This is a genomic window from Methylomonas sp. (assembly GCF_023228165.1).
Taxonomy (GTDB): Bacteria; Pseudomonadota; Gammaproteobacteria; order Methylococcales; family Methylomonadaceae; genus Methylomonas.
In genome coordinates this window covers 1-24,567 of sequence record NZ_JALOBS010000031.1, presented here as the reverse complement: position 1 = coordinate 24,567, position 24,567 = coordinate 1, and the positions used below count along the sequence as shown (strand labels likewise).

Here is a 24,567-nt window from a genome sequence, read left to right as displayed (position 1 = left end):
AATCATATTTCCAGCATATTTCCGAAAGCACGGATCAGGGTAATATAGGCCAGTAAATTGACGGGTGCCATTTTTTGGTTTTCCAGATAAATCTTTCTGTAGTATTTAATTTGAGCTTTGTTGATATGGCGTTGAATATAATTCGAGCAGTTTTGTGCCTGGCTATTTAATATATTGCCAGCCAGTTTTGCGCTAAATCGATGTATGTCTGCTTGTAGAGTATTGCACACGGTTTTTACCCAATAATCCCGTCTCGGTATTTGGGTCAGCTGTTTTTCTATTTCATTTAAGCCAAACGTTTGATTGATATCGACCAATAATTTTAATATAGTGATTAAATCTTGCTGTGTTGTTATGGCTAATGAAACCATGAATGGGAAGTCATTTAGCTGAGCGATAAACTCCAGTTTTTCCGCTATTTCCACGGGAATGCAATCCGATTCCAAAGCGCTGGTTTTGTTCGGTTGATTTTCACGAGTTTGCTGTTTTAAATACTCGGCATAAATATTTAAATAAACGTTATAGCATTCGACTGTTTCTACGTCAGGGCAAATACTCTTATGATGAAGTACAGCCCAGTGAGAAAAGTCGGATAATGTGTTTTCAATTTGCAACAATAATTGATATTGTGAACTGGCTGGGATTATATTATCTAATTGATAAATTGCCGTTCTCAATTCTTGCGCCTTTAATACCCTGTCAAAAGTTAAATAACATTTAACATAGGCCAAGGTGCTGCCGTTTTCAATGTCGTCGTCCTGGCTTAAGAAGCTACATCCAGCCTGATTAACCAGGTAATTGCTAATCATGGTTGCTTTAATTTCGTTGGCGAGCGGATGACTGGACAGGTGTTGTTGGTACAGATCGGTGAATTCGGTTGGAAAATAAGCCTGTAAATATCCTTCGCAACAATCGTTTTCCAAAATGTCCAATTGACTTTGTATTTGTTCGGTCAGATACATTTTGCTGGCGGACATCAGTACCGCGAGTTCCGGGCGGGTAATGACTTGCCCGGCCCGGGCTTGAATTTCCTTACTTTGCGGAAAAGATTCCACGGCGCGATCTAAGAAGCCGGCCGCCTCTAAACGATCTGCGACTTGCATAAATGCCGCCGGGTTTTCGGTGCTGCGTTGCTGCTCTAAAGACAAGCATAGGCTCTGCGCATAATTATCGGCAAGCACTAACCGGCAAACCGCTTCCGTCATGCCGATAAATAAACTTTGGTAATCTTCAACAAGGTGCTTCTTGTGCAGCCGGGTCAACAGTATTTTTAAATTGACTTCGTGGTCTGATGTGTCGACGCCAGCCGAATTATCCACCGCGTCGGTGTTAATTCTGCCGCCCGTCAAGCTATATTCGATACGGGCTTTTTGAGTAAAGCCCAAATTGGCGCCTTCGCCTACTACCATAGCACCCAACTCGCCGGCATCCACGCGCACATGGTCGTTGCCACGGTCGCCGACGTCTTCCGGTTTTTCCGCGCTGGCTTTGACATAAGTTCCTATGCCGCCCAACCATAATAATTCGACGGGGGCTTTTAATAAGTGCTGAATCAGTGATTCCGCATCAATCGATTTGTAACGTATGCCCAGCCATTTTTTAATTTCAGCCGAGACGGGAATATCTTTGTCGGTACGCATGTAAACGCCGCCGCCATGCGAAATCAGCTTGCGGTCATAATCATCCCAGCTCGATCCGGGTAATTGAAATAAGCGCTGCCGTTCTTTAAACGCCTCATCAGTGGCGGGCGGATTCGGGTCGATAAAAACATGCTGGCCGCTAAATGCCGCGAGCAGGCGGATGCAGGGTGATAACAACATGCCGTTGCCGAACACATCGCCATCCATGCTGCCCACTCCGATCACCGTGAACGGTTCGTTTTGAATATCCTTGCCGAGTTCGCGAAAATGCCGCCGCACGCATTCCCAGGCTCCGCGCGCCGTGATACCCAGTGCTTTATGGTCATAGCCGCGTGAGCCGCCGCTAGCAAAGGCGTCGCCCAGCCAAAAGTGGTACTCCGCCGCTACGCCATTGGCAATATCGGAAAACTTGGCCGTGCCTTTATCGGCCGCAACTACTAAATACGGGTCGGGATCGTCATGTACCACGATGCCGGGGGGGGTGACGATCGCGTCGTCATGATAATTGTCGGTTAAATCCAGCAAACCTCTCATTAATGTTAGGTAAGCCCTTTTGCCGGCTTCCTTGAAATCATGTTTGCCGCCATGGTTTTTGACGACAAATCCACCTTTGGCACCGGTAGGAATGATCAGGGCGTTTTTGCTAACCTGGGTTTGCATCAGGTCCAGAATTTCGGTTCTAAAATCGTCGATGCGGTCGGACCAGCGAATACCGCCGCGCGACACCTTTCCGCCCCTTAAATGAATGCCTTCCATATCGACACTATGCACATAAATTTCGTACTGCGGCTTAGGGGCCGGCATATCGATAACACCCAAACTATGCACTTTGATGGCAATAAAATAATCATCCAGTAAACAGCGCTGATGAAAATTACTTCTTACCGTTGCATCAATCAAATTAAATAGGGTGCGTAAAATACGGTCGTCATTGATATTCGAAACGGAGGCCATGCTTTCCAGCAAGTGTAATCGCAAAGGGAATAAAACTTGTTCTTCTCTAATTAAAGAATCCTGCCAGTCCGGATTAGGTCGAAAGCGCGCCTCAAAATAGTCATAAAGGGCTTTTGTAACATGAGAATTGTTGATCAGGGCGTGATGGATACTGTCTTTTGTGGTGCGGTGTTCCAGTTGCAGATAATAGTTTCGATAGGTACGCAAAACGTCGCAGGCCCGCCAGTCCATGGCGGTCATGATAACCAGTTTATTGAGCGCATCATTTTCAACCCGAAACGCCATGACTGCCTGTATGGTTTCTAATAGTTTTTCCTTTATGGTATTAAAAGATTCGCATTGTTCCGTCGCGGCTTTAATAGTGAAGCTTTTAATCGTTGCGGGAACACCTTCAATCGAAAATCCGAATTGAACCTGATCGATCACCCGTAAATTCATATTTTCCAGAATTGGAATAAACTCATCCAAATAACGTTCACGGTGGCTATAAAAATGTAACCGGAAGTGCGGATGGTTTGCGCAGGGTTTGATTAACGAGACGGCTTGATGATTAGGGTTTGTTAATCGCTCTAAGTGCAGGATATCGTTGAGAGCATAACGTGGTGAAACAAGCGCCTGATAGTCGGGTGGAAATAGGCCGGAATACTTTTGCACCAGTGGTGTTCCGCTTGGTTTTCCTAACGCTTTTTCAGTGAAAATCTTCAGATTTTCCAGCCATGATCGAGTCGGTTTACGCATATCTATAATGTTCGTGTGGGGTTTGGTAATGGGCGTAACCAATTTTTGATGGTTTATTTTAAGTATTTAATAATTTCCAAAACATTGCAGTCGGTCTGCCGGGTATACGTGACTGAGTCCATCATGGAGCGGATAAAAAATAGCCCCATGCCGCTTTCGGTTGGGTGGTCAAAATCCGGTGTCGGGACTTTGTCTAAATCAAAGCCCTGGCCGTGGTCGTAAACTTTAATATTCAATATGTCGTGATGTAGATGTATCGAAATACGCACGGTATCTTTACGGTGAGTATCGTTAGCATGCTTGATGGCGTTGGCGGTCGCTTCGGTCAATACCAGGTTTAACTGGTATGCCAAGGCCTCCCGGTCTCCCGTGAAGCCATCCAGTTCTTTAACTATGCGTTCACCTATGCTGCCGATTAAATCCAAATATTTGGTATGGGTAGGGACAATAACGTCAACTTGTATCACTGAGGAACACATAAGTCATCTCTATGGCTAATTGGTAAGTACTTCATTTATGTCGGAATAAATTTCAAATACCCGGGTGAGCCTAGTCAGTTCGAACATCGATAGCACTTGAGCTTGTATATTGCTTAAAGCAAATTGTCCGGCTTTGGCTGTCATATGTTTATGGCCGAATAATAAAGCCCCTAAGCCGGAGCTATCGATAAAACGAACCTGTTTTAATTGAACAATAATATGACTCTCGCCGCTCTCTATCATATCTAGCAGGTATTCTTTTAATTCCGCGGAATTGTGCGCATCTATTCTTTCATCTTGGATAGTCAATACGCTAAAATTTTTTATTTTTTCCAGATTAAAATTCATTGTTTTTATTTTTAATAAATATATTTAAACCCATTAATATAGAATCTTAGCACCAATTCAAAAAATATTGAATTAATTCGGCTTGCATAACTCTATTCATCAAAAGTCGGACACAGCATGAACCTGAGACAATGTAATAACCGATTCGTTCTCCGCAGCTGATACATTCAAAACGCTTGCTCTGCGGCAGCGATAAGCTGTACTGTTCAGACTGTAAGTGTTTTCTCACATTCGCTGTCCACAGCGTGAATGGCTTATTCACTGCAAGATGAGAACTTTTTTACAGGATAAACCGTTATGAATACTGTGAAGTTCGATACCATTGGTCAATATCTCCTCAATCGCTTATATGCGGCGGGGGTTGAACATGTGTTTGGCGTGCCGGGCGATTACGTGCTGGGTTTTTATGATTTGATGGAGAAAAGCGCTATCCAGCATATCGGAACCACCCGAGAAGATACAGCCGCCTTTGCGGCTGATGGCTATGCGCGTTGCCGCGGTTTGGGTGCATTAGCCGTCACCTATGGGGTTGGCGCGCTGAATACCGTCAATGCGGTGGCCGGCGCTTATGCGGAATCTTCGCCTGTTATCGTCATTAGCGGTGCTCCCGGGGTGCGCGAACAAAGAGACGATCCTTTGATTCACCACCGCTTCGGACCGTTCACCTTTCAACGTGAAATTTTCGAACGCATTACCTGCGCGACCGCTGTTCTCAACGATCCGGTTATTGCGTTTCGGCAAATTGACCACGCCATTGCCTCGGCACGACGCTACTGTAAACCGGTTTATATAGAAATTCCTCGGGATTTGGTGATGGTTGAAGGCTATCCCATGCCGACCATAGAGGCCATTGAGCCATTAGGCAGCGATGCAACCGCCTTATCCGAGGCGGTCGCGGAAACCATGAACTTGCTGGAAAGGTCTGTTTCGCCCATGGTTATCGCCGGTATCGAATTGCATAGGCGCGGTTTGCAAAATAGGTTGCTTGAATTGATAGAGCGGGCCCGCATGCCGGTGACGGCCACGCTGACCGGCAAGTCGGTCATCGCCGAGCGGCATCCGGCTTATTTAGGTATTTATGAGGGCGCTATGAGTTCGGAACATGCCCGCTATATGGTGGAACAGTCCGATCTATTATTGATGTTGGGTGTTACTTTGAATGAGGTTGATACCGGTATTTACACGGCAAAACTCGATCCTCAGCATACCATACGCGCCGCGCTCAACGAGGTGGTGATTAGCGCCCATCGTTATCCACGGGTTGCTCTGGAGGATTTTTTAAATGCATTGGTGGAAGCAGTTAAGCCGAGTAGCGCCGGTTTTCCCGCAAAGCCCGGCAAATCGGTTGCCAGCCCATTTCCTCAGGCCAATCAAGCTATAACCATCACCCGCTTGATCGACCGAATCAATCAGGCGCTCGGCTCCGAAACGATCGTCGTCTGCGATGTGGGCGATTGCCTGTTTGCGGCTATCGATTTAGAGGTTCATGAACAAAGCGAATTTTTGGCTTCCGGTTTTTATACCTCGATGGGGTTTGCGGTTCCCGCGGCTTTAGGGGCGCAGATTGCCAGGCCGGGGCATCGGGCGCTTATTTTGGTAGGCGATGGCGCGTTTCAAATGACCGGCACGGAGTTGTCCACGCAAGCCAGGTTGGGTCTCGATTCGATTGTGATCGTCTTTAACAATAGCGGCTATAGTACCGAACGATGCATACTCGAAGGACCGTTTAATGATATCAGCAGTTGGCGGTTCGACCGGTTGGGTGAAGTGTTCGGACCGTTGCAAGGTTTCGACGCTGCCAGCGAAGAATCGTTTGAAGCCGCGTTACTGCAGGCGTTGAATAACCGTAGCATGCCCAGTATCATCAATGTACATCTTGCCTCCGACGATACCTCTTCAGCCATGAGAAGGCTGGCGGAGCATTTGAAATCCAAAGTTCAAGGCGAAAGCCCTGCTTGATATGTCGAATTTAATTGAGATGCCTACCTTCAATTTGCTGATCGTTAGGAGCGAATGCGCGGAGGGCCGGCCGGTTTCACCGCGTATTATTCAAGCCAACGATTCCGCGCTTAAATTGCTGGGTTATGCCGAGGCGGAGCTAACCGGCCAGCCGCTTAGCATGGTTTTTTCCGAAAAGAGCCTGTCGTGCTGGCAAGCCGCTGCCACAAACACGCAGCACTGCGGTATAGATAGCAGTTTCGAAGCGGAGCTACTCAGCAAGGAAAACGGCAGCGTATCGGCATTGGTTTCAGTCTCTTCCTTGCCCGGTCGCGAAGCCGGTTACCTCGACTGCATCCTGCTGATTCAAGCGCTTAAATCCGGCGATGATTTGTTGGTGATGCGACGGGTGGTCGAGCAAAGCGCCAGTGCCATGATGATTACCGATCGCTTGGGGCGTATTGAATATATCAATCCGAAATTTACCGAACTCACCGGCTACGAGGCGGCTGAGTTAATCGGTCATAATCCCAATATTCTGCAATCCGGCCATATGTCACCGACGCTTTATAAATCGATGTGGGATACGCTGCTGAGCAGCGGGCAGTGGCAGGGGGAAGTGCAAAATAAATCCAAAAGCGGTCGCGATTACTGGGTTTATGAAAGCATTAGCGCCATCAAAAACCAGGCCGGCGAAATCACGCATTTCCTGGCTGTCGAAGAAGACGTTACCCACCGTAAAGCCGTCGAATCGGCCTTGTCGGAAAGTGAAGAACGGTTTCGGCAAATGGCGGAATTGTCCGGCGAATGGTTGTGGGAACAGGATCCAAACGGCTATTACCTGTACAGTAGTGTGGCCGTAAATCAAATTTTGGGCTTTAGTCAGCAACAGATCATAGGCAAGCATTATACGGAGCTGTTGACCGATCAAGATCGTGCCTCGCAAACCGGATACTCCAGCAATCAGCATGCTTTTCATGCCTTGGTTAATCATTACCGGCATCAGGACGGACACCTGGTTTTGACTGAATCCACCGGCTTGCCGCTGTTCGATGCGGACGGAAAATTACTTAAATGGCGGGGTGTCGATCGAGATATAACCGCTCGCATGCAATTTCAAAATGCCCTGATCGAGTCGGAAAAACGTAACCGGTTGATTATCGAAAGTTCGCTGGACGCCATAGTTATAATGGATGCTTACGGCATAATTACCGACTGGAACCAACGGGCCGAAAAAATGTTCGGCTGGTCGGTTGAAGAAGCGATTGGCCGGCCATTAGCCCAATTGATCATTCCGCAGCGCTATCACAGTGCCCATCGGGAAGGTATGCAGACCTTTTTGCGCACCGGAGCAGGACCGGTATTAAACCGGCAGACCGAACAACTAGCCGCGCGGCGTGACGGCAGCGAATTTCCGGTCGAACTCAGTGTTTCGCCGTTGAAAGTCGGCAATAGCTATATTTTTAGCGGTTTCATACACGACATATCCGGGCGCCGGGCCGCGGAACAGCAAATTCGCCAGGCCGAAGTCGAGCTGGCGATTGCCCAAAATGAAATCAGGATCGCTCAACAAATTCAGGCTACTTTATCGCCGTCCTCGGCCATAAAAACCGATAACTTTGCCATAACCGGCTTATGTGTGCCGGCGGACAAGGTCGGCGGTGACTATTACGATTATTTTTTTCGCAACGAAACCCATCTGGACATCGTGATTGCCGACGTTTCCGGGCATTCGATCGGTCCGGCGCTATTCATGGTGGAAACGCGCAGCGCCTTACGCGCGCAGCACAATTTATCCATAACCCCGGCGGAAACCCTGGGGATATTAAACAAGTTTCTGTTTAACGATTTAAACAATGCCGACTATTTTATTACCTTGTTTTATATGCAAGTCGATCAGATCGGACGGCAAATTAAATATGCCAATGCCGGTCATCCGCCACCGATATTATTGAATCGTTTGCGAAATGACTTTATAGAATTGGATGCTGATGGCTTAATTGTCGGTATCCGGCAGGAGGTGATGTTCGAAGAAAAATCCATTAGCCTGGTGGATGGTGATGTGATTCTTTTTTATACCGATGGTCTAATCGAGGCGGAAAGCCCGCAACAAGAGTTTTTTGGTCTGGAGAGGGTGAAACGCATTTTTCTGGAAAATTCGCATCTGCCGCCGCAAGCGATTATTGACGCCTTATATGCCGCCTTGAAACGGTTTTGCCAAAAAAGCCGTTTCGACGATGATATTACGCTGATGGTTTTCAAATGGCGCTGAGCTGGAAATACAAGGGGAAATAAACCTGAAATGGGCAGCACATTAATGTGAACTGGTTTGAGGGGCGGACTGCTTGTGGACAGTCAGGTCGAGTCGACCCACGGGTTTTTACCCTAGACAATAGCCAACGACACGATTACGGCCTAAATTTTTGGCCTGATAAAGCATATTATCGGCCTCGTCCAGCAATACGGAGGAGACTTGGTCCGGTTGGGGAATCAAGGCGGCGTAACCCAGACTGATAGTCACCCAGCTTGAAGAGCCGGAATCGGTGTGGGGAATTCGCATCGATTCGATGCGGTGGCGTAAATGATCGGCAAGCTGTTGGGCGCCTTCGGTGTCGGTTTCCGGCATCAGTATCACAAATTCTTCGCCGCCGTAGCGGGCAACTAAATCGCCCGGCCTGTTCACGGTGGCCGCAAACATCGCGGCCACCTGTTTCAGACAAACATCGCCTTCGCCATGCCCGTGGCAGTCGTTATAAGCTTTAAAATGGTCGATATCCACCATGATGACGGCCAGCGGCAAAAGATTACGTTGGGCGCGTTTCCATTCGACTTCCAGCATTTGGTCGAAGCGGCGCCGGTTGGGGATGCCGGTCAGCCCGTCTATCCAGGCCATGGATTCCAGCATGTCTGTCATCTGCTTGAGGCGGACATGATTGCGTATTCTGGCCTTGACGACAGGCAGATAGAAGGGTTTGGCGATGTAATCCATCGCACCGAGGTTGAGGCCGAATTCTTCGTTGGCGACTTCGTTTAATGCGGTCACGAATATGATGGGGATGGAGCTGGTTTGCGGGTTATTTTTTAGCCGGCGGCATACTTCGTAACCGTCTATGTCCGGCATCATCACGTCCAGCAAAATCAGATCGGGCAGGCCTTGCTGAGCAAGAATTTGCAGCGCGGCTTCGCCGCTGGCGGCAACTTTGATCCGATAGTCTTTTATGAGATTTTCCGCCAATATTTGAATGTTGGTGGGAGTGTCGTCAACTATCAGAATCAAGGGCTTGATTGGTTCGCAAGTCATGCCGTTCCTTTCTGTAAATGATGCGTTACGATGACTTCCATTTTAGCTAAGGTTTTTTCCGCTTGCCGGTAATCTATAGTATTAATCTGTTTTTCAAGTTTGAGCAGTTGTTGCTGAAAATGTTGTCCGGGTAGCGCCTCTTTGAGTAATACTATCAGTTCCTGCGGCACGAAGTCGCAGCCATCCAACAAAATTCGCAATTGTTTAGCGAGTTTGTCTGCGGCGGACCAGTCGGCTTCGTCTTCAGGCTCGGCTGGAATTTCCGGGGTACCGAAGCGGGAGGCGGTTTGTAGTAAAGCCTCCAGGGTACGAGCCAGATTCTCGGTGCTGATATCGGCAAGCGTATTGCCGGTGAGTTGATCTTCAAGCTGGGCAGCCGCCTGGCTTAGGTCTGTCGCGCCGATAACGCCGGCAGCCCCTTTAAGGTCATGTAAGCATTCGGCGGCCTGTTTACTGTCTGCCGTCTCGATGAATCGCCGAATGTGATCCGCTGAGTCGGCGAATTTTTCGCAAAAGCCGTCCAGCAAGCGTTTAAGTTTAGCGCCGTCCTGGCCTATGGTTTTGTCGACATACGCCAGGTCGAAGCCAGGGAGGTCGAACGGGAGAGCGGAACTCGCGATATCGGCAGGCGTGGAGTGCTGGGGCTGCCGAGGGATAGAGTGAGGTTTGATGCAACGAATCAGCACCTCGATTAAGGTCTGTGGTAGCACGGGCTTACCCAGATGATCGGACATGCCGGCGGAATAGCAGTCGTTACGCTCCCGGTTCTGTACCGCGGCAGTCATGGCTATGATGGGCAAATCGGCGAAGCGTTTCTCCTGGCGAATGATGCGGGTGGCCTCTATGCCATCCATCTCGGGCATTTGCAAATCCATCAACACGGCATCGAATTTTGATTGGCGGATGGCTTCTACGCCTTCCCGGCCGTTATTGGCCACGGTAACGATTAGGCCGGCGCTTTCCAAATATTCGCGGGCTACAAGCTGATTGATTTCATTGTCTTCCACCAGCAGTATGCGCGCGCCGCGTATGCCGGCCGCCATGGTGGCCAGTGGTGGCCGGTCTTGTTCCGCAACAAGAAAGCTTTCGCCGCCTTGTAAACGCGTCAAGGTGTTTAACAAAACGGATGGCATGACCGGTTTGACCAGAATATCGTCCGGTTTCGTATCGCCGGCGGCAGTCAATAATTTTTCCCGGCTGAACGCAGTGACCATGATAATCACCGGCGCATGGCGAATTTCCGCCTTACGCACCATGTCCTTGATGGTTCGAGTCACCTCGACACCATCCAAGCCGGGCATTTTCCAGTCCAGCAAGACCAGTTCGAAATCCCGGTCGGCATCGTTGGCCGATTTTAATTGCGACAGGGCTTCCGTGCCGGTGGCGGCCTCTACAACTTGAAATCCCCAAGCCTGCATGATGTCCCTTAAAATCTTCCGTGAAATGTCCAGGTCGTCGACGATCAATACCCGCATGCTGTGCAGGTGGCTGGGCGTTTGGCTGGCGTTCTGCTGTTCCGGCAAGGGCAGAATCAGGGTAAATTCAAACACGCTACCCTTATCACTCTGGCTTTCTACGGTCAATTCCCCACCCATCATTTCGATCAGGTTTTTACTAATGGCCAAGCCTAGGCCAGTGCCACCGAAACGGCGGGTAATCGAGCTGTCCGCCTGGGTAAAGGCTTGAAACAAATTGTTTAGTTGCTCGCTGGTCATGCCGATACCGCTGTCGCGCACCGAAAATTTTAATGTGGCATAACCGTGCGCGGTGGCGACTTGTGTGACCTTGATATGAATTTCGCCGGTATCGGTGAATTTAACCGCATTGCCGACCAGGTTATTCAACACTTGGCCGAGGCGTAGCGCATCGCCGCTTAAGCGCGGAGGTATGGTGTGGTCGAGTTCCAGTACGATCTCCAGGCCTTTCTCCTCGGCGCGCACTATGAAGAGGTTCAATACGTTTTCCAGCATTTCTTCAAGATTGAAGGCTTCGCTCATCAATTCCATCCGCCCGGCTTCGATTTTGGAATAGTCGAGAATATCGTTGGTAATCGCCATTAATGCCATCGAGGAAGTATGGATTTTTTGTAAATAATCCAGTAGCTTGGGTGGGGGTGTGGCATTCAGAGCCAGATCGGACAGACCAACGATAGCATTCATTGGTGTGCGGATTTCATGGCTCATATTGGCCAGGAACAAACCTTTGGAGCGAGAAGCCGCTTCTGCTTCATCCTTGGCCTGCAAGTATTCGGCGGTGCGTTGCGCGACTTCAATTTCCAGGCGGTCGCGATGTTCGGTCAGGTTTTTATCGCGAAGTTGGATTTCTTCCAGCATGGCATTGAAGGCCCGCACCAGATCGCCGATTTCATCGTGGCCGCGCGGCCGGACGCGCAGCCCGTAATTTTTTTGGTCGCCTATGCTGCGGGCGGCCGCGGCCAGTTCCTCTATTGGGCGGGAGATCAAACGTTGCAGGCGGTTTGCCAGTAAATAGACCAAGATTAGCGCCAATCCGGCGGCACCCAAACCTTTGCCCAAACCGGTGAGTTGGTCGTTCCATTGTTCGGTGAAATCGGCTTGCAGCAACACGTAACCGATCAGCTGGGTATTTTTAATCACCGGGGTAAAAAGTTCGGCGCGCCGGCTCCAAAAGTCCGTGCGTAGCTCTCGAGCCGGCTGCTGGAAGTCATCCGGCATGACGCGGGCTATGCCGCCTCTGCTCCAGGAAGACAGTGCCGTGCCGTCGGGAGTGACCATCCAGCTGGCGACGATTTCCGGATGTTCCTTCATACTATCCAATAGTCGCTGGGCTTCGGCGTGATCGGAAAAAGCCAGCGCGGCCTGGCCGTTTTCCGCTAATACATCGGCCAAACTCGACAACTCATGTAATGCATTTCGGTAATGCTTGAAAGCGGAACTGGCTACCATCACCGATAGGCTGACCAGTAGACAGACCGCACAGCTCAACATGATGATGGAAACCAGTTTTCGGCGCAGCGACCAATTGGAAAAACCGGATAAGGCACGCACTGAACTATCTCCCGTAAACATAGCTTGCGATATTCAATAACTGACTCGGCAGGTGCAGACCTGCTTTGCGAATCGATTCCAGATTGACTTCGAACACTACCTTGTTATCGCGGAATAGCAGGCCGATACCGCCGCCTTTTTCCGCAAAATCGTCAATGTCGGATAGGGTTAGCGTCGGCGCGTTTCCTAAGGCTGTGAGTATAACCAGGAAATGGGCTTGTTCCGAGTCGCCGATGTATAACAGGTGGCACCCGGCGACGGATAGATCGGCATAGTTTTTTTGCTCTACGCGTAATGGGTGTTCGCCGACATTACGCCCATTCAGCCCATCCAGTGCGCCATCCAGTGCGTTATTCCCGACAATGCACAGTAAAATTTCAGCGTTGGGTGACAGCATATCGGCGGGCCATTCCACGAATTTGGCAAAATTGTACAAATAAGCCGCTTTGATTTGCTTTTCGGAAAGGCCGTCGGCCCATTGGGGCTGGCAGACGCCCAACAACGATAAAGCCAGGATGGCTCTGGTCAGCCAACGGCCTTGCTCAGCTGCTATTGAAGTTAATATTCTTGCAAAACGCGCACGGGGACCCAGCCGAATCTTGTCCAAGCAATTTTGAAATCCTTTACATTTATCGGAAGGCATCATGCGTTTTCGGGTTGGGTAACGATCAAGTGGTAATGGCGATCAGGCTTAAATACTTACACAAATCTTACATATAACACGAGTGTTTTGCTCGGTTGTTTTAAAATTACGGTGCGGATTCGTTATCGGTTCAATTGACGCAGTATGCCGTACATCAGTCGAGTGGTACGGCATCTTCTTAAGCTATAACTGTCGCGGCACGGCAGCAATTTACTCCATAGTTGACCGGCATATATGCGGGCAAGCCGTTGTTATATGCCGCTCCGGGGCGGACAGCGACAATAACCGTTGAGTTCCACATACGCTTGACCGTCGACGGCACCCGCAACGCTGCAGGCACCTTCCCAATAGACCGGGCCAATCCAGAAGCTGTGTTTGGCATGTAATTCCTGGTCCTTCAGCAAGGGTTGCACGGTGAATTTTTCGCCGCGAATTTCAAGTTCCCAACCGGAAGGATAGCTGCAGCCGGTGTTAGGACTGATCCATTGGTCCAATACGGACACCTGAAATTCGGCGGCGGCCAGGGTTACGGTACGGCCTTCCGCATCCGTGATCGATCCTGATTTTTCCACCTCGGAATCGTTGCCTTTAAAGTCGAACAGCATAATTTGCCGATTGTCTGCCAATTCAATGGCAAACCATTGCCAACCTTGCTGAATGGCTTGGTACAGCTCGCCGTACTGGCGGTCGAACCAGCTGTTGCCGCTCACTTTCAGCGTTTCGCCGGCTACCGTCAAGGTGCCGCTAGTCTCCATCTTCGGCCGTGAATAATAGTAGGTGTAACCGCCGAAACGGTAGGGGTGTGGACCGCCGCCGTAGTGCAAGGCCGGCGGTTGAGTGGCCTGTAATTCGATATCCAGTATGTATTCGCCCACCGCAGCGTGTAAACGATCATGGCCGTCGCCGCCGACAGCGGTGATACGATTGCCGTTGCCCGAATCGAGGTTAAAACCGTTTTTGCCGCGAGTCGGCAGGTGAAACTTGACATACTCCGCGAATTCAAATCGGTTGCCCTCCACGTCGGTAATGGCGGCTTGTACCAGTTGGTCGCGCATGATCAGAAAGCTGTCGAAGGTGAAAAATACCACCTCAAAGCCGAAGCGGCGTCCATCCTCGCTTTGCAAGTGCCCGGTCCAATACCACCACTGAACTTGCTCGGTCGGCAAAAAGGCATCGTCGGCGGGCAGTTCAACCGGGCCGATCAAGCCTCGTTTTGGCATAAACAAACAAGCGACCACGACTGCGGCCAACAGTAGCCAAGGCAGTAATGCCGGCTCCAGCAGACTAATCAGCAGTATAAGTCCGACAAGGATCCAAGGTAGTTTCTTCCAGAGTTTGCTTAGCATAGGTATTCTCTAGTGAGTGAAAAAATCAAAAACTCCAACTGAATTTGCCGTAAATAGAACGGGGTACTTCGGTTGTAAAGTCGGTTAGCGAGACGGCGGCGGAGTCTCTAAACTCCAGATGCCGAGGGGCGAATATATTTTGCGCGACCAGGGACCATTCCATACCCGCGATCGGTTCGTAGGCGAGCCGGGCATCGAAAGTGGTATAGGCGGGTACGCTTTGATTGACGGCATTCAAGCGACCGACGTGGCGCATGGTCATATCCAGGTGGGTTTGTGCATTCACGTCGACCTGCCAACGCAACATGCCGCGATGCCTTGGGCTTAGCCCGGCCAGATCCGGATTGTTGGGGTCGTAGGGCTTTTCGATTTTCAAGTGGCTGTAGTTGCCGGTAAAGCGCATCCAGTCGAGTACATTCCAATCGGCGGACACTTCGATGCCTCGGGTGGTAATCTCTCGAGTGAGATTGGTCCACATCAAGGGTTGGGTTACCGAAAAGGTAGGGGCTGTCTGTATAGAAAGGTCGCCTCTGCTGAGTAGGATGAGATCGGTGTAATGATTGCTGAACGCGGTCACATCGGTTGAAAACCGCTCGCTCCATTGCGTGCGATATCCGATTTCCGCGCTGAAGACTTTTTCCGCCTTCAAGTTTGGATTAGGTAAAGCCATGATCTGAATGGGAACAGGTAGCAGAGCTGTGTTAGCTGTTCCCAATGCAATGCTGGATTGCGCCTCGCCGCGCGATGGAATTCGCGAGGCCCTGGACACCGAGGCCCATACCGAATGGGTACTATTTGGCGTCCATAATAATCTGGCATTGGGCTGTACCTGGGTATGGCCGAAATGGCTTTCCTCGATCTTGCTGCCCAAGGTTAGCCGCAAGGTATGATCGATCAGGGTGATATCGTCCTGCACAAAGGCGCCGCCCTGGTGATATCCCAAACTGTTCGGCGTAAAGGCGATAGCGGAGCTGTTGACGGTCGTGCTGTGGATGAAGCGATAATTCACCCCCCACATTAAGTCGTGACTGGGGTCGGGATGCAGGCGGTGTTGAAAATCGATGTCGAACATGTCCTGGCTGTCGGACAAGGCTTGGGCGGTGAAATCGACCCGGTCGTAATAGCCCTGCAACACAAATTCCGAGCCGTCGCTGAGACTACCCGCCCAGCGCGATATCAAGTTGGCGCCATCGGCCTGGTCGTCCACGTTAAAAGCAGTGTTGAATGGCGCCGAGATCGTTAGCGGTTGTACGGTATTACCCACTTTTTTACGGTATACATCGCCTTGCACGGTAAAACGGTGATTGCTGGAAATCCTGTCATCGACTCGAAACCCGCCTTGCACCGAGCGCCAGTCGTCATGTTGCCTCTGGCCGCTGGGGGTGACAAAAGCCTCCCGTTCGAAGGTTTTGGCATAGACCCGGTAATTGCCGTCGTTGCCGATCTGGCCGCCGTGCCGGTAGCCGGCAAAGCCTTGTTCCTGATTGCCGCCGCCGGCGACGAACAAGTCGCCTTGGGTATCCTTGGCTTTTTTGGTAATGATATTGATGACACCATTTACGGCATTGGCGCCCCACATTACCGCACCGGGCCCGCGGATGACTTCGATGCGTTCGATATCTTCCATCAGGGTGTCCTGTAAATTCCAGAACACGCCTGAGAATAGCGGCGTATACACGGTGCGGCCATCCATCAGCACCAATAATTTATTGGCGTACCTGCCGTTGAAGCCGCGCGATGTGATTGCCCAGCTATTGGCGTTGATTTGGGCTACTTCAATACCGGGTGCCAGTCTTAAGGCTTCGGGAATGCTGGTAGCTCCGGATCGGCGGATATCGTCCTGACTAATAATGAAGGCGGCCGCGGCGGTGTCCGATAATGATTCTGATTTTCTGGATGCGGAAGAGACTTCCATCTGCATCAGCTCGTTGATGGATATGTCGCCAATATCCGGGGAGGCTTGCTCTGCCGCCGCACCGTCGGCTAAGGTTAAGGCCAGTAATGTGCCTAGTAAAAAAAGGCTGAGTGAATTGGTCGCGGACTTTAGGTTGTTATCGTTTTGCATCGTCGTATCATTAGGAGATTGCAGCGCAAAGTTAGCTATTTACCGGGATGCAGCTTTATGCGGCAAGCCGGGTAACCAGTCTAGTCCTTGTAAGCATAGCCAAAATGTTTTCCTATTCATGGGGTTAGGTTTTCGTATATTTAACGCTGAAGAATAGTCCAAAATACAAATTCAACTATTACCGGAAGCATGGCTTTCATGCCAGGTTGAATAATATGCGCTTAAAATCTACTTGCACTTTGATATTTTAATTTCAGCAATCTGGACGCTTTCCAGCTCAATTTGCTACAATCCAAGCGATTTTTGGCGCCCGTAGTGTCAATTAGTTTCACCCCTCGTCTTTCACACTCATTCCGGAGAACACTCTATGGCAATTAAAGTTGCAATTAACGGTTATGGTCGCATTGGTCGCAACGTCATGCGCGCTTTGTACGAATCAGGTCGCACCAACGAAATTCAAGTCGTTGCTATTAACGATCTGGGCGATTCCAAAACCAATGCACATTTGACCAAATACGATACCGTACACGGCAAATTTCCTTTCGATGTGTCGGTTGATGGTGATTACATTGTCATTAACGGCGACAAAATCCGCGTTTTTGCTGAACGAGATCCGGCAAAATTGCCTTGGGCTGAATTGGGTGTGGATGTGGTACATGAATGTACCGGTTTCTTCGCCAGCAAAGCCAAAGCGTCTGCCCATATTACAGCCGGCGCCAAAAAAGTCATTATTTCCGCGCCAGGCGGTGCCGATGTCGATGCAACCATCGTGTATGGTGTTAACCACCAGACCCTGAAAGCATCCGATACCGTTATCTCCAATGCATCTTGCACCACCAACTGTTTGGCTCCACTGGTTAAACCCTTGATAGACAGCATCGGTGTTGAACATGGTTTGATGACCACCATTCACTCTTACACCAACGACCAAGTGTTGACCGACGTGTATCACAGCGACTTGCACCGTGCCCGTTCCGCCACTCAATCCATGATCCCAACCAAAACCGGCGCCGCGGCCGCGGTAGGTTTGGTATTGCCGGAAATGAAAGGCAAATTGGATGGCTTCGCCATGCGCGTGCCTACCATTAATGTGTCCGTGGTCGATTTATGCTTCCAAGCTTCACGCAACACCACCAAAGACGAAATCGACAGCATTCTTAAAGAAGCAGCGGCGGGTTCATTGAAAGGTATTTTGGCGGTTAATGAAGAGCCGTTGGTATCCATAGACTTCAACCACAACCCACATTCATCTATTTATGAAATGGGTCTGACCAAAGTCACCGGCGGCAACTTCGTTAAAGTTTTGTCCTGGTATGACAACGAGTGGGGCTTCTCGAATCGTATGCTGGATACCACGGTTGCATTGTTCAACGCCAAATAAAGGATTTACATGCTGTTACGAAGAACCAAGATCCTGGCTACGCTGGGACCTGCCACCGACAAGCCCGGCGTACTTGAAGAGTTGTTCAAGGCCGGGATTGACGTTGTCAGGTTAAATTTTTCACACGGTTCGGCGCAGGATCACATCGATCGCGCCAACCGGGTGCGTGCCATCAGTAAACAAACCGGCCGCAGGGTCGGCATTTTGGCCGATTTACAAGGCCCGAAAATCCGCATCGAGCGTTTTAAAGAAAACAAAGTTTGGCTGGAAGAGGGTCAAGCGTTTGCTTTGGATATCAATTTGGGCAAGTTGGACGGCGACAATACCCAGGTCGGCATTAGTTATGATCCGTTGGCGCGTGAAGTAAAACCGGGCACCCGTTTATTGCTGGATGATGGCCGGGTAGTTCTTGACGTGGTGAATGTCGAGAACAACACCCGCGTCAACACCACCGTCGTGGTGGGTGGCGATTTGTCCAATAACAAGGGTATCAACCTGTTGGGCGGCGGTCTGTCCGCGGCGGCTTTAACCGACAAAGACAAAGAAGACATCAAAACCATCGCCATTATTGATGCGGATTACGTGGCTATTTCGTTTCCGCGCACCGCGGCGGACATGAACGAAGCGCGCAGCCTGCTGGAAGCGGAAGGTTGCTACGCCGGTCTGGTCGCCAAGGTTGAGCGTGCCGAAGCCATGGAAGTCATCGACGAAATCATTCTGGCTTCCGACGCCATCATGGTGGCTAGAGGCGATTTGGGGGTGGAAATCGGGGATGCCAACCTGCCGGCAGCGCAAAAACTGCTGATCCAGCGTTCGCGTGACCTGAACCGGACCGTGATTACCGCGACCCAGATGATGGAGTCTATGATCGAAAATCCGATTCCGACCCGTGCGGAAGTGTTTGACGTCGCCAATGCCATCATGGACGGAACCGATGCCATCATGCTGTCGGCGGAAACCGCATCCGGCAAGCATCCGGTCAAAACCGTGCAAGCCATGGTGCGTATCTGCCTGGAAACCGAGAAGCAACCGAGCGTGACCAAGTCCATGCACCGCATGACCGATAACTTCGCACGTATCGACGAAGCCATCGCCATGTCGGCCATGTACATGGCGAACCACACTGAAATCGCCGGTATTGCCTCCCTGACCGAGTCGGGTTCAACGCCGTTGTGGATGTCCAGAATTAACTCCGACATCCCCATCTTCGCGTTTAGCAGTCACGAGCGCACTTTGGGTCGGGTTACCTTATATAAAGGGGTATTCCCGATTCATTTCAGTCATGAAAAGATGGAATCCGCCAGCGTCAGCCATAGTCTGACTCAAGCGTTGAAATTGCGCGGTGTGGTGAAAAACGGTGATTCGCTGATTCTGACCAAAGGTGATCGGACCGGCACCAGCGGCGGAACCAACTCGCTGAAAGTGATCAATGTAACCGAAGATTAATTTCCCGGTGTCAGCGTTGCGAAAAGGAAGTGCCGTATAAGCGGTGCTTCCTTTTTTTTATCTGGCGTTCGTCGATTTTGGGCGATATAAACAGCTATGGAAAAAACTGCTATCAATAGCCAAATTACCCGCAGCCATCGGATGCCGTATGGTGCACAGTGGCAGCCGGATGGCCGGTTTTGCTTTCGAATTTGGGCACCTAACGCCAAACGGGTTGAGCTTTGTTTGAGAGATGCGGATGCGGAAAAGCGTTATCCGCTGCAAGCCGAAGCCGATGGCTGGTTTGCGCGGGCGATGGAGGCCCCGGCCGGTAGTTTGTATCGTTATCGGATAGACGGGCAGCATAATGTACCGGATCCGGCGTCGCGGTATCAGCCCGATGACGTGCACGGATACAGTCAGGCGATCGACCCCGGAACTTGGCGCTGGACTGATGGCGATTGGCTCGGCCGGCCCTGGCATGAGGCGGTGGTTTACGAGTTGCACGTCGGCTGCTTTTCGCCGGCGGGTACTTTCAACGCAGTGATTGAAAAGCTGGACTATTTGTTGGAACAGGGTATCACGGCGATTCAGCTGATGCCCATCGCCGATTTTCCCGGAGGCCGAAATTGGGGTTACGACGGGGTATTACCGTTTGCGCCCGATAGCCGTTACGGTAGGCCCGAAGATTTGAAAAATCTGGTGCAGGCCGCGCATGCCAAGGGCATGATGGTATTTCTGGATGTGGTATACAACCATTTCGGGCCGGAAGGTAATTACCTGCACCATTATGCCAGGGCTTTTTTTAATTCAAAGCAGCATACCCCTTGGGGAAAGGCCTTTAATTTTGCCGGCGGGCATAGTTATTGGGTCAGGCGGTTTTTTATCCACAATGCCTTGTATTGGCTGGAAGAATATCATTTCGATGGTTTGCGGCTGGATGCGGTGCAAGCGATGTTGGATTCGGGGCCGCTGCATGTACTCGATGAATTGGCGGATACCTTGCGGCGGCAATTCGGGCAGCGGCAGATACATTTGATATTGGAAAACGACGACAATGCGGCGCATTACTTAAACAGAGACGCTTCGGCCACGCCTTGCCGATACACCGCGCAATGGAACGATGACTTTCATCATGCCTGGCATGTGTTACTGACCGGTGAGACTTGGGGCTACTATCAAGATTTCGCGGATAATCCCCGCCAACATTTGCTGCGTTGTCTGCAGCAGGGCTTTGCATTTCAGGGTGAGAGGTCGGCGTATCGGCAGGCTAAGCCGCGTGGCGAAGTCAGTGCACATCTGCCGCCGCTGGCGTTTGTTAACTTCTTGCAAAATCACGATCAGGTTGGTAATCGGCCGTTTGCCGAACGTATTCATCAATTAGTCGCGCCGGAAGCCGTGCGCGCCGCTACTGCCGTGTTATTGCTGTCGCCTTTTCCGCCCATGTTGTTCATGGGCCAGGAATGGGGTTGTCGGCAGCCGTTTAGTTTTTTTTGCGATTTTGAAGCGCATTTGTCAAAACGCGTCAATCAGGCTCGCCGGCGCGAGTTTGTCGAGTTTCCCGGCTTTACCACGGCAAAAGCCCGCGCCGCGATTCCCGATCCCTCGGCGGCCGAAAGCTTTCAGAGATCGATCTTGGATTGGCGGGCGTTAAACACTGCCGAGGGGCAAGACTGGCTGGCCTGCCATCGCAAGCTGTTGGCGGTACGCCGGCAAGAGATTGTCCCGCGACTGCCGGATATCCGTTTAAACGATACCCGCATAAAGCAGCTCGGCGGGCAAGCGTGGCAAGTCGATTGGCAAATCGGAGAAGGTAGGATTTTGCGCTTGGTAGCCAATCCGGGAGACCAGTCCGCCGAGCTTGGTGAATCCGTTATTTGCGGGCGAATACTATACGCCACTGATGGTGAGTTAATCTCGCAACCGAAAAGCGGTTGCTTACCGGCTTGGGCCGTGGTCTGCCTGTTAGCTTAGAACCTGCCGGCACCGCGGTGGGTATGCCAAAATAAAGCGGCAATGTCTAAACTCGGGAGGCCTTATTTCAGCAATAGCGCCACGATAATAAGCGCCAGAATACAGGAAACGCCTTTCCAGAAACCGACCGGGTTGCGTTCCAACAGCGGTGGGCGGGTTTTGTTTAAGAATGCCTGGTGCGGATGGCGCAGGTTGAATATGAATTCCGACAAGTCTTCGTAACGCCGATAGGGATTAGGGTGTACGGCTTTTTTGACGGCGTCGTCCACCCAGGCTGGAATGAGCCGATTCGGTTGTAGCAGGGTGGCGTACATTAACTTGCTTTGCGTCGCTTTAGTCCTGCATTTGGCGACTTCGGCGCCATACGGAAGCTTGCCGATCAACATTTGATAAGTGATGACGCCCAAGGAAAACATATCCGAGCGCGCGGTGGGCGGCTCGCCGATAAAATATTCCGGTGCGGTGTATTGGGCGGTACCGAGGATGCTGTCTTGGCCGGCGGTGTTCATTTCGACAAGTCCGGCGACTCGGGTGGAGCCGAAGTCGATGATTTTCACTGTACCGGTGCTGTCGATCATGATGTTGTCGGGCCTTAAGTCCTGGTGCAACATTTCCAGGCGGTGAAAGGCCCGCAAGCCCTTGGCGATTTGCTCCACTATGTCGCGCACCGTTTCCATATCCGGTTGCGGATGGTCGAGCATCCATTGTTTCAGCGTCTGGCCGTCGATAAATTCGGTGGTGATATAGAGATAGTGGCGTTTGCGGGTCTGTGCGTAAGGCTTCAGGACGTGCGGGTTGTTGATGCGGCGGGCAATCCAGTCCTCCATCAGAAACCGCTCCAGATAGGCCGGATCGCCGCGCAGATCGATCGATGGGGTTTTGAGCACCACGGGTGTCTGAGTGTCCTGGTCGACCGCTAAATAGACATGACTGCGGCTGCTGGCATGCAGCTCGCGCGTGATGGTATAGCCGTCGAATTGCATCCGGGCTTCCAGGAGCGGCGGAAACGGTAATTCGGTTAATGACTGGTAAAGTTCTTTTGAGTCGGGCGTGGGTAAGGTCTCGATTTTGATGATCTGGATGGTTAGATTGTCAGTGCTGCCTTGCCGGTAAGCTTCATCGGCGATAGCCTTGGCGGCGGCGTCGAGATTACCCCTGAACCGGTTGTTAATGGTATCGCAGACGAAATTTGGACTGACGTATTCATAAACGCCGTCGGTGGCCAGGATAAAGCTGTCGCCGATTTCCACGGACAGGCTGTGATAGTCGATTTCCAAATGAGAATCCATACCCATGGCCCGGCTGAGGTAGCTTTTTTCATTTGACACCCACAGCCTATGATCGTTGGTGAGCTGTTCCAGGTCGTGACCTTGCAAGCGGTAAATACGCGAATCGCCGACATGGAAAATATGCGCGGTGGCGGATTTGAGCACCAGGGCGCTCAAGGTGCAGACATAGCCTTTGTCTTTCTCGTAACAATACTGGCTTTGTCGGGTTTGGGCGTACAGCCAGGCGTTATTGGCGGTCAAAACCCGTTGTACCGATTTTTTTACCGACCAGGCTTCCGAGGTGCAGTAATAATCTTCCAGAAAGCCGGTAATAGCCGCCTGGCTGGCAATCTGGCTGACTTCGCTGCTGCTGATGCCATCGGCCAAAGCGATTGCTATACCTTTTGACGCTAATTGCGGCTGTCCCGGAGCATATAGGCCGTGAAAATCCTGATTGACGGCTTTGCGGCCTTTATCGGAATATTGGCCGACGGACACGGTTAATTGACTGGAGGACATTGTATAAGGCCGAAGGCTTCGGGGGCGGCATCTGGGACGAGATGAGCGTGAATACTACTTAAACCGTCTGATCATTCAGCCTCGGCCTGTTGATAGCCGAGGCTGAATGATCCCGATTTGAATTAAAAAGTACGTTTAGGCGCGGTTTTTACATGGGTGGAATAAAGTGTCAAGCCGGTAAAGGCCAGGCCGCCGACCAAATTGCCCAGCACCGTCGGAATCTCATTCCAGATAAAATAATCCGCAATCGAGAAATTTCCGCCCATGATCAAGCCGGACGGGAACAGAAACATATTCACTACCGAGTGTTCGAAAGTCATGCCGAAGAACAGCATGATGGGCATCCACATGGCGATGACTTTGCCGCTGACCGAGGTGGAAATCATCGCGCCCACTACCCCTGTCGATACCATCCAGTTGCACAGCATGCCTCTAATGAAGATGGTAAACCAGCCTGCAATGCCGTATTTGGCATAACCCAGGGTACGCGCTTCACCAATGCCGGCCAGTTTTTTACCTACTGCATCAGGTTCCACGGAGAAGCAGTAAGTAAAAACAATCGACATCATGATCGCCACGGTTAAAGCGCCCAGAAAATTACCCACGAAAACCAGTCCCCAGTTCCTGAAAATGCCGCCCATGGTAACCCCAGGCCGTTTATCGATCAGAGCCAATGGCGCTAATACGAATACACCGGTCAATAAATCGAAGCCTAATAGATACAGCATGGAAAAGCCGACCGGAAACAAGATTGCACCGAAAATCGGCGAACCGGTCTGGACAGTAACCGATACCGCAAAGACTGCCGCCAGCGCCAGTATCGCGCCGGCCATATAAGCCCTGATCAAGGTATCTCTGGTCGACATAAAGATTTTGGATTCACCCGCATCCACCATCTTGGTGACAAATTCTGAAGGAATCAGATAGGACATAACGCACCTTTAAAAAATAGGAACACAATGAATGAGGTGTCGGATCAAAAACACGGTCATTCGGTTGATTTAGCCAGTTTAAGCAGGCCGTTGATTCCCCGAAGGCGAGCGATTTACTCGTTAATTGCGGATGGCCGAAATGGACAGGAACAACAGACGAGTAAACTTTTAGCCGCCTGTTTAAAACATGCAGCCAGCCAACGCCGTTGTTGAAGGGAAGATATGATGCGCCATTGCATCGTCATTTTTTTAGCACTGATTGTGCCAAGCTCTGCAGCACTACTGTTTTAGGGAGCGGCAGGTAGTTTGGTCAGTCACCGGCAGAACAATTTGCACCGAAATGAACTGTTTCTGCACCAAAGCGGTAGGGCGGACGATCACGCGCAACCGGTGATCGAGGCTGGTATGAGTGTGCCGGCAAAACGCGATGCGGCGAATTGGCGCAGTCGACCCTAACCGGCCAGTCGAATATTGAATCAAATTTTTTTAGTTAAACTTCATCACTTAATAAGCAGACGTTCAAAAATCAGATTCGAAGGAAGGCTCGGTGTATTTGAATACAGAACCAAGCGGCCGCAATGCCGAGCAAC

The 24,567-nt window shown here is 50.8% G+C and carries 15 protein-coding genes; 5 read left to right on the top strand and 10 right to left on the bottom strand.

Features of this window, described 5'->3' with window-relative positions; all coding sequences use genetic code 11:
- Positions 1–2 precede the first annotated feature (2 nt).
- The 3 genes from M0R33_RS19175 to M0R33_RS19165 are packed head-to-tail and all read right to left on the bottom strand — an operon-like array spanning position 3 to position 4,159.
- On the bottom strand, positions 3–3,332 hold the full coding sequence (locus tag M0R33_RS19175) for an NAD-glutamate dehydrogenase domain-containing protein (RefSeq protein ID WP_292573155.1): 3,330 nt from the start codon (positions 3,330–3,332) through the stop codon (positions 3–5).
- A 53-nt stretch (positions 3,333–3,385) separates the two neighbouring features.
- Entirely contained in the window at positions 3,386–3,811 is a 426-nt protein-coding gene (locus M0R33_RS19170) for an ATP-binding protein (RefSeq protein WP_292573152.1), read from the bottom strand.
- A 15-nt stretch (positions 3,812–3,826) separates the two neighbouring features.
- A complete protein-coding gene (locus M0R33_RS19165; protein ID WP_292573149.1) occupies positions 3,827–4,159 on the bottom strand; it encodes an STAS domain-containing protein in 333 nt (110 codons plus the stop codon).
- A gap of 297 nt (positions 4,160–4,456) precedes the next feature.
- Here M0R33_RS19165 and M0R33_RS19160 point away from each other — a divergent pair, with 297 nt between their 5' ends.
- On the top strand, positions 4,457–6,118 hold the full coding sequence (locus M0R33_RS19160; protein ID WP_292573147.1) for a thiamine pyrophosphate-binding protein: 1,662 nt from the start codon (positions 4,457–4,459) through the stop codon (positions 6,116–6,118).
- A gap of 1 nt (position 6,119) precedes the next feature.
- Positions 6,120–8,369, top strand: a complete 2,250-nt coding sequence (locus M0R33_RS19155; RefSeq protein WP_292573144.1) for a PAS domain S-box protein — start codon at positions 6,120–6,122, stop codon at positions 8,367–8,369.
- A 108-nt stretch (positions 8,370–8,477) separates the two neighbouring features.
- Here the strand turns inward: M0R33_RS19155 and M0R33_RS19150 are convergent, their stop codons facing one another.
- The 5 genes from M0R33_RS19150 to M0R33_RS19130 all read right to left on the bottom strand — a co-directional run bounded on the left by M0R33_RS19150 (position 8,478) and on the right by M0R33_RS19130 (position 16,478).
- On the bottom strand, positions 8,478–9,398 hold the full coding sequence (locus tag M0R33_RS19150) for a diguanylate cyclase (RefSeq protein WP_292573142.1): 921 nt from the start codon (positions 9,396–9,398) through the stop codon (positions 8,478–8,480).
- On the bottom strand, positions 9,395–12,424 hold the full coding sequence (locus M0R33_RS19145) for a response regulator (RefSeq protein ID WP_292573138.1): 3,030 nt from the start codon (positions 12,422–12,424) through the stop codon (positions 9,395–9,397). Before M0R33_RS19145 ends, M0R33_RS19150 begins: the two co-directional genes overlap by 4 nt.
- A 4-nt stretch (positions 12,425–12,428) precedes the next feature.
- On the bottom strand, positions 12,429–13,031 hold the full coding sequence (locus M0R33_RS19140; RefSeq protein ID WP_292573135.1) for a YfiR family protein: 603 nt from the start codon (positions 13,029–13,031) through the stop codon (positions 12,429–12,431).
- 287 nt (positions 13,032–13,318) lie between these two features.
- Positions 13,319–14,413 carry a lipocalin family protein gene (locus M0R33_RS19135; protein ID WP_292573132.1) on the bottom strand — a complete coding sequence of 365 codons (1,095 nt, stop codon included), beginning with the start codon at positions 14,411–14,413 and terminating at the stop codon, positions 13,319–13,321.
- A 25-nt stretch (positions 14,414–14,438) separates the two neighbouring features.
- Positions 14,439–16,478, bottom strand: a complete 2,040-nt coding sequence (locus M0R33_RS19130; RefSeq protein WP_292573129.1) for a TonB-dependent receptor — start codon at positions 16,476–16,478, stop codon at positions 14,439–14,441.
- 367 nt (positions 16,479–16,845) lie between these two features.
- Between M0R33_RS19130 and gap the strand changes: the two genes are divergently transcribed.
- From gap to treZ, 3 genes are all read left to right on the top strand, one after another.
- Positions 16,846–17,859, top strand: a complete 1,014-nt coding sequence (gene gap / locus M0R33_RS19125) for a type I glyceraldehyde-3-phosphate dehydrogenase (RefSeq protein ID WP_292573126.1) — start codon at positions 16,846–16,848, stop codon at positions 17,857–17,859.
- A gap of 9 nt (positions 17,860–17,868) precedes the next feature.
- Positions 17,869–19,305, top strand: coding sequence for a pyruvate kinase (gene pyk, locus M0R33_RS19120; protein ID WP_292573123.1), 1,437 nt, complete (start codon positions 17,869–17,871; stop codon positions 19,303–19,305).
- Between the two features lie 96 nt (positions 19,306–19,401).
- The gene (gene treZ / locus M0R33_RS19115; protein ID WP_292573121.1) at positions 19,402–21,258 is read left to right on the top strand and encodes a malto-oligosyltrehalose trehalohydrolase; all 1,857 of its coding nucleotides are present in this window, start codon (positions 19,402–19,404) and stop codon (positions 21,256–21,258) included.
- A 62-nt stretch (positions 21,259–21,320) separates the two neighbouring features.
- On the opposite strand, the gene M0R33_RS19110 is transcribed toward treZ, so the two are convergent.
- A complete protein-coding gene (locus M0R33_RS19110; RefSeq protein WP_292573118.1) occupies positions 21,321–23,045 on the bottom strand; it encodes a bifunctional protein-serine/threonine kinase/phosphatase in 1,725 nt (574 codons plus the stop codon).
- Between the two features lie 122 nt (positions 23,046–23,167).
- A complete protein-coding gene (locus M0R33_RS19105) occupies positions 23,168–23,977 on the bottom strand; it encodes a formate/nitrite transporter family protein (RefSeq protein WP_292573115.1) in 810 nt (269 codons plus the stop codon).
- Between the last annotated feature and the right edge of the window lie 590 nt (positions 23,978–24,567).

Bases quoted from the DNA above. Each gene is read 5' to 3' on its own strand.
- M0R33_RS19175 (WP_292573155.1), bottom strand. From the start codon at position 3,332: ATGCGTAAACCGACTCGATCATGGCTGGAAAATCTGAAGATTTTCACT.
- M0R33_RS19170 (WP_292573152.1), bottom strand. From the start codon at position 3,811: ATGTGTTCCTCAGTGATACAAGTTGACGTTATTGTCCCTACCCATACC.
- M0R33_RS19165 (WP_292573149.1), bottom strand. From the start codon at position 4,159: ATGAATTTTAATCTGGAAAAAATAAAAAATTTTAGCGTATTGACTATC.
- M0R33_RS19160 (WP_292573147.1), top strand. From the start codon at position 4,457: ATGAATACTGTGAAGTTCGATACCATTGGTCAATATCTCCTCAATCGC.
- M0R33_RS19155 (WP_292573144.1), top strand. From the start codon at position 6,120: ATGTCGAATTTAATTGAGATGCCTACCTTCAATTTGCTGATCGTTAGG.
- M0R33_RS19150 (WP_292573142.1), bottom strand. From the start codon at position 9,398: ATGACTTGCGAACCAATCAAGCCCTTGATTCTGATAGTTGACGACACT.
- M0R33_RS19135 (WP_292573132.1), bottom strand. From the start codon at position 14,413: ATGCTAAGCAAACTCTGGAAGAAACTACCTTGGATCCTTGTCGGACTT.
- M0R33_RS19130 (WP_292573129.1), bottom strand. From the start codon at position 16,478: ATGCAAAACGATAACAACCTAAAGTCCGCGACCAATTCACTCAGCCTT.
- gap (WP_292573126.1), top strand. From the start codon at position 16,846: ATGGCAATTAAAGTTGCAATTAACGGTTATGGTCGCATTGGTCGCAAC.
- pyk (WP_292573123.1), top strand. From the start codon at position 17,869: ATGCTGTTACGAAGAACCAAGATCCTGGCTACGCTGGGACCTGCCACC.
- treZ (WP_292573121.1), top strand. From the start codon at position 19,402: ATGGAAAAAACTGCTATCAATAGCCAAATTACCCGCAGCCATCGGATG.
- M0R33_RS19110 (WP_292573118.1), bottom strand. From the start codon at position 23,045: ATGTCCTCCAGTCAATTAACCGTGTCCGTCGGCCAATATTCCGATAAA.
- M0R33_RS19105 (WP_292573115.1), bottom strand. From the start codon at position 23,977: ATGTCCTATCTGATTCCTTCAGAATTTGTCACCAAGATGGTGGATGCG.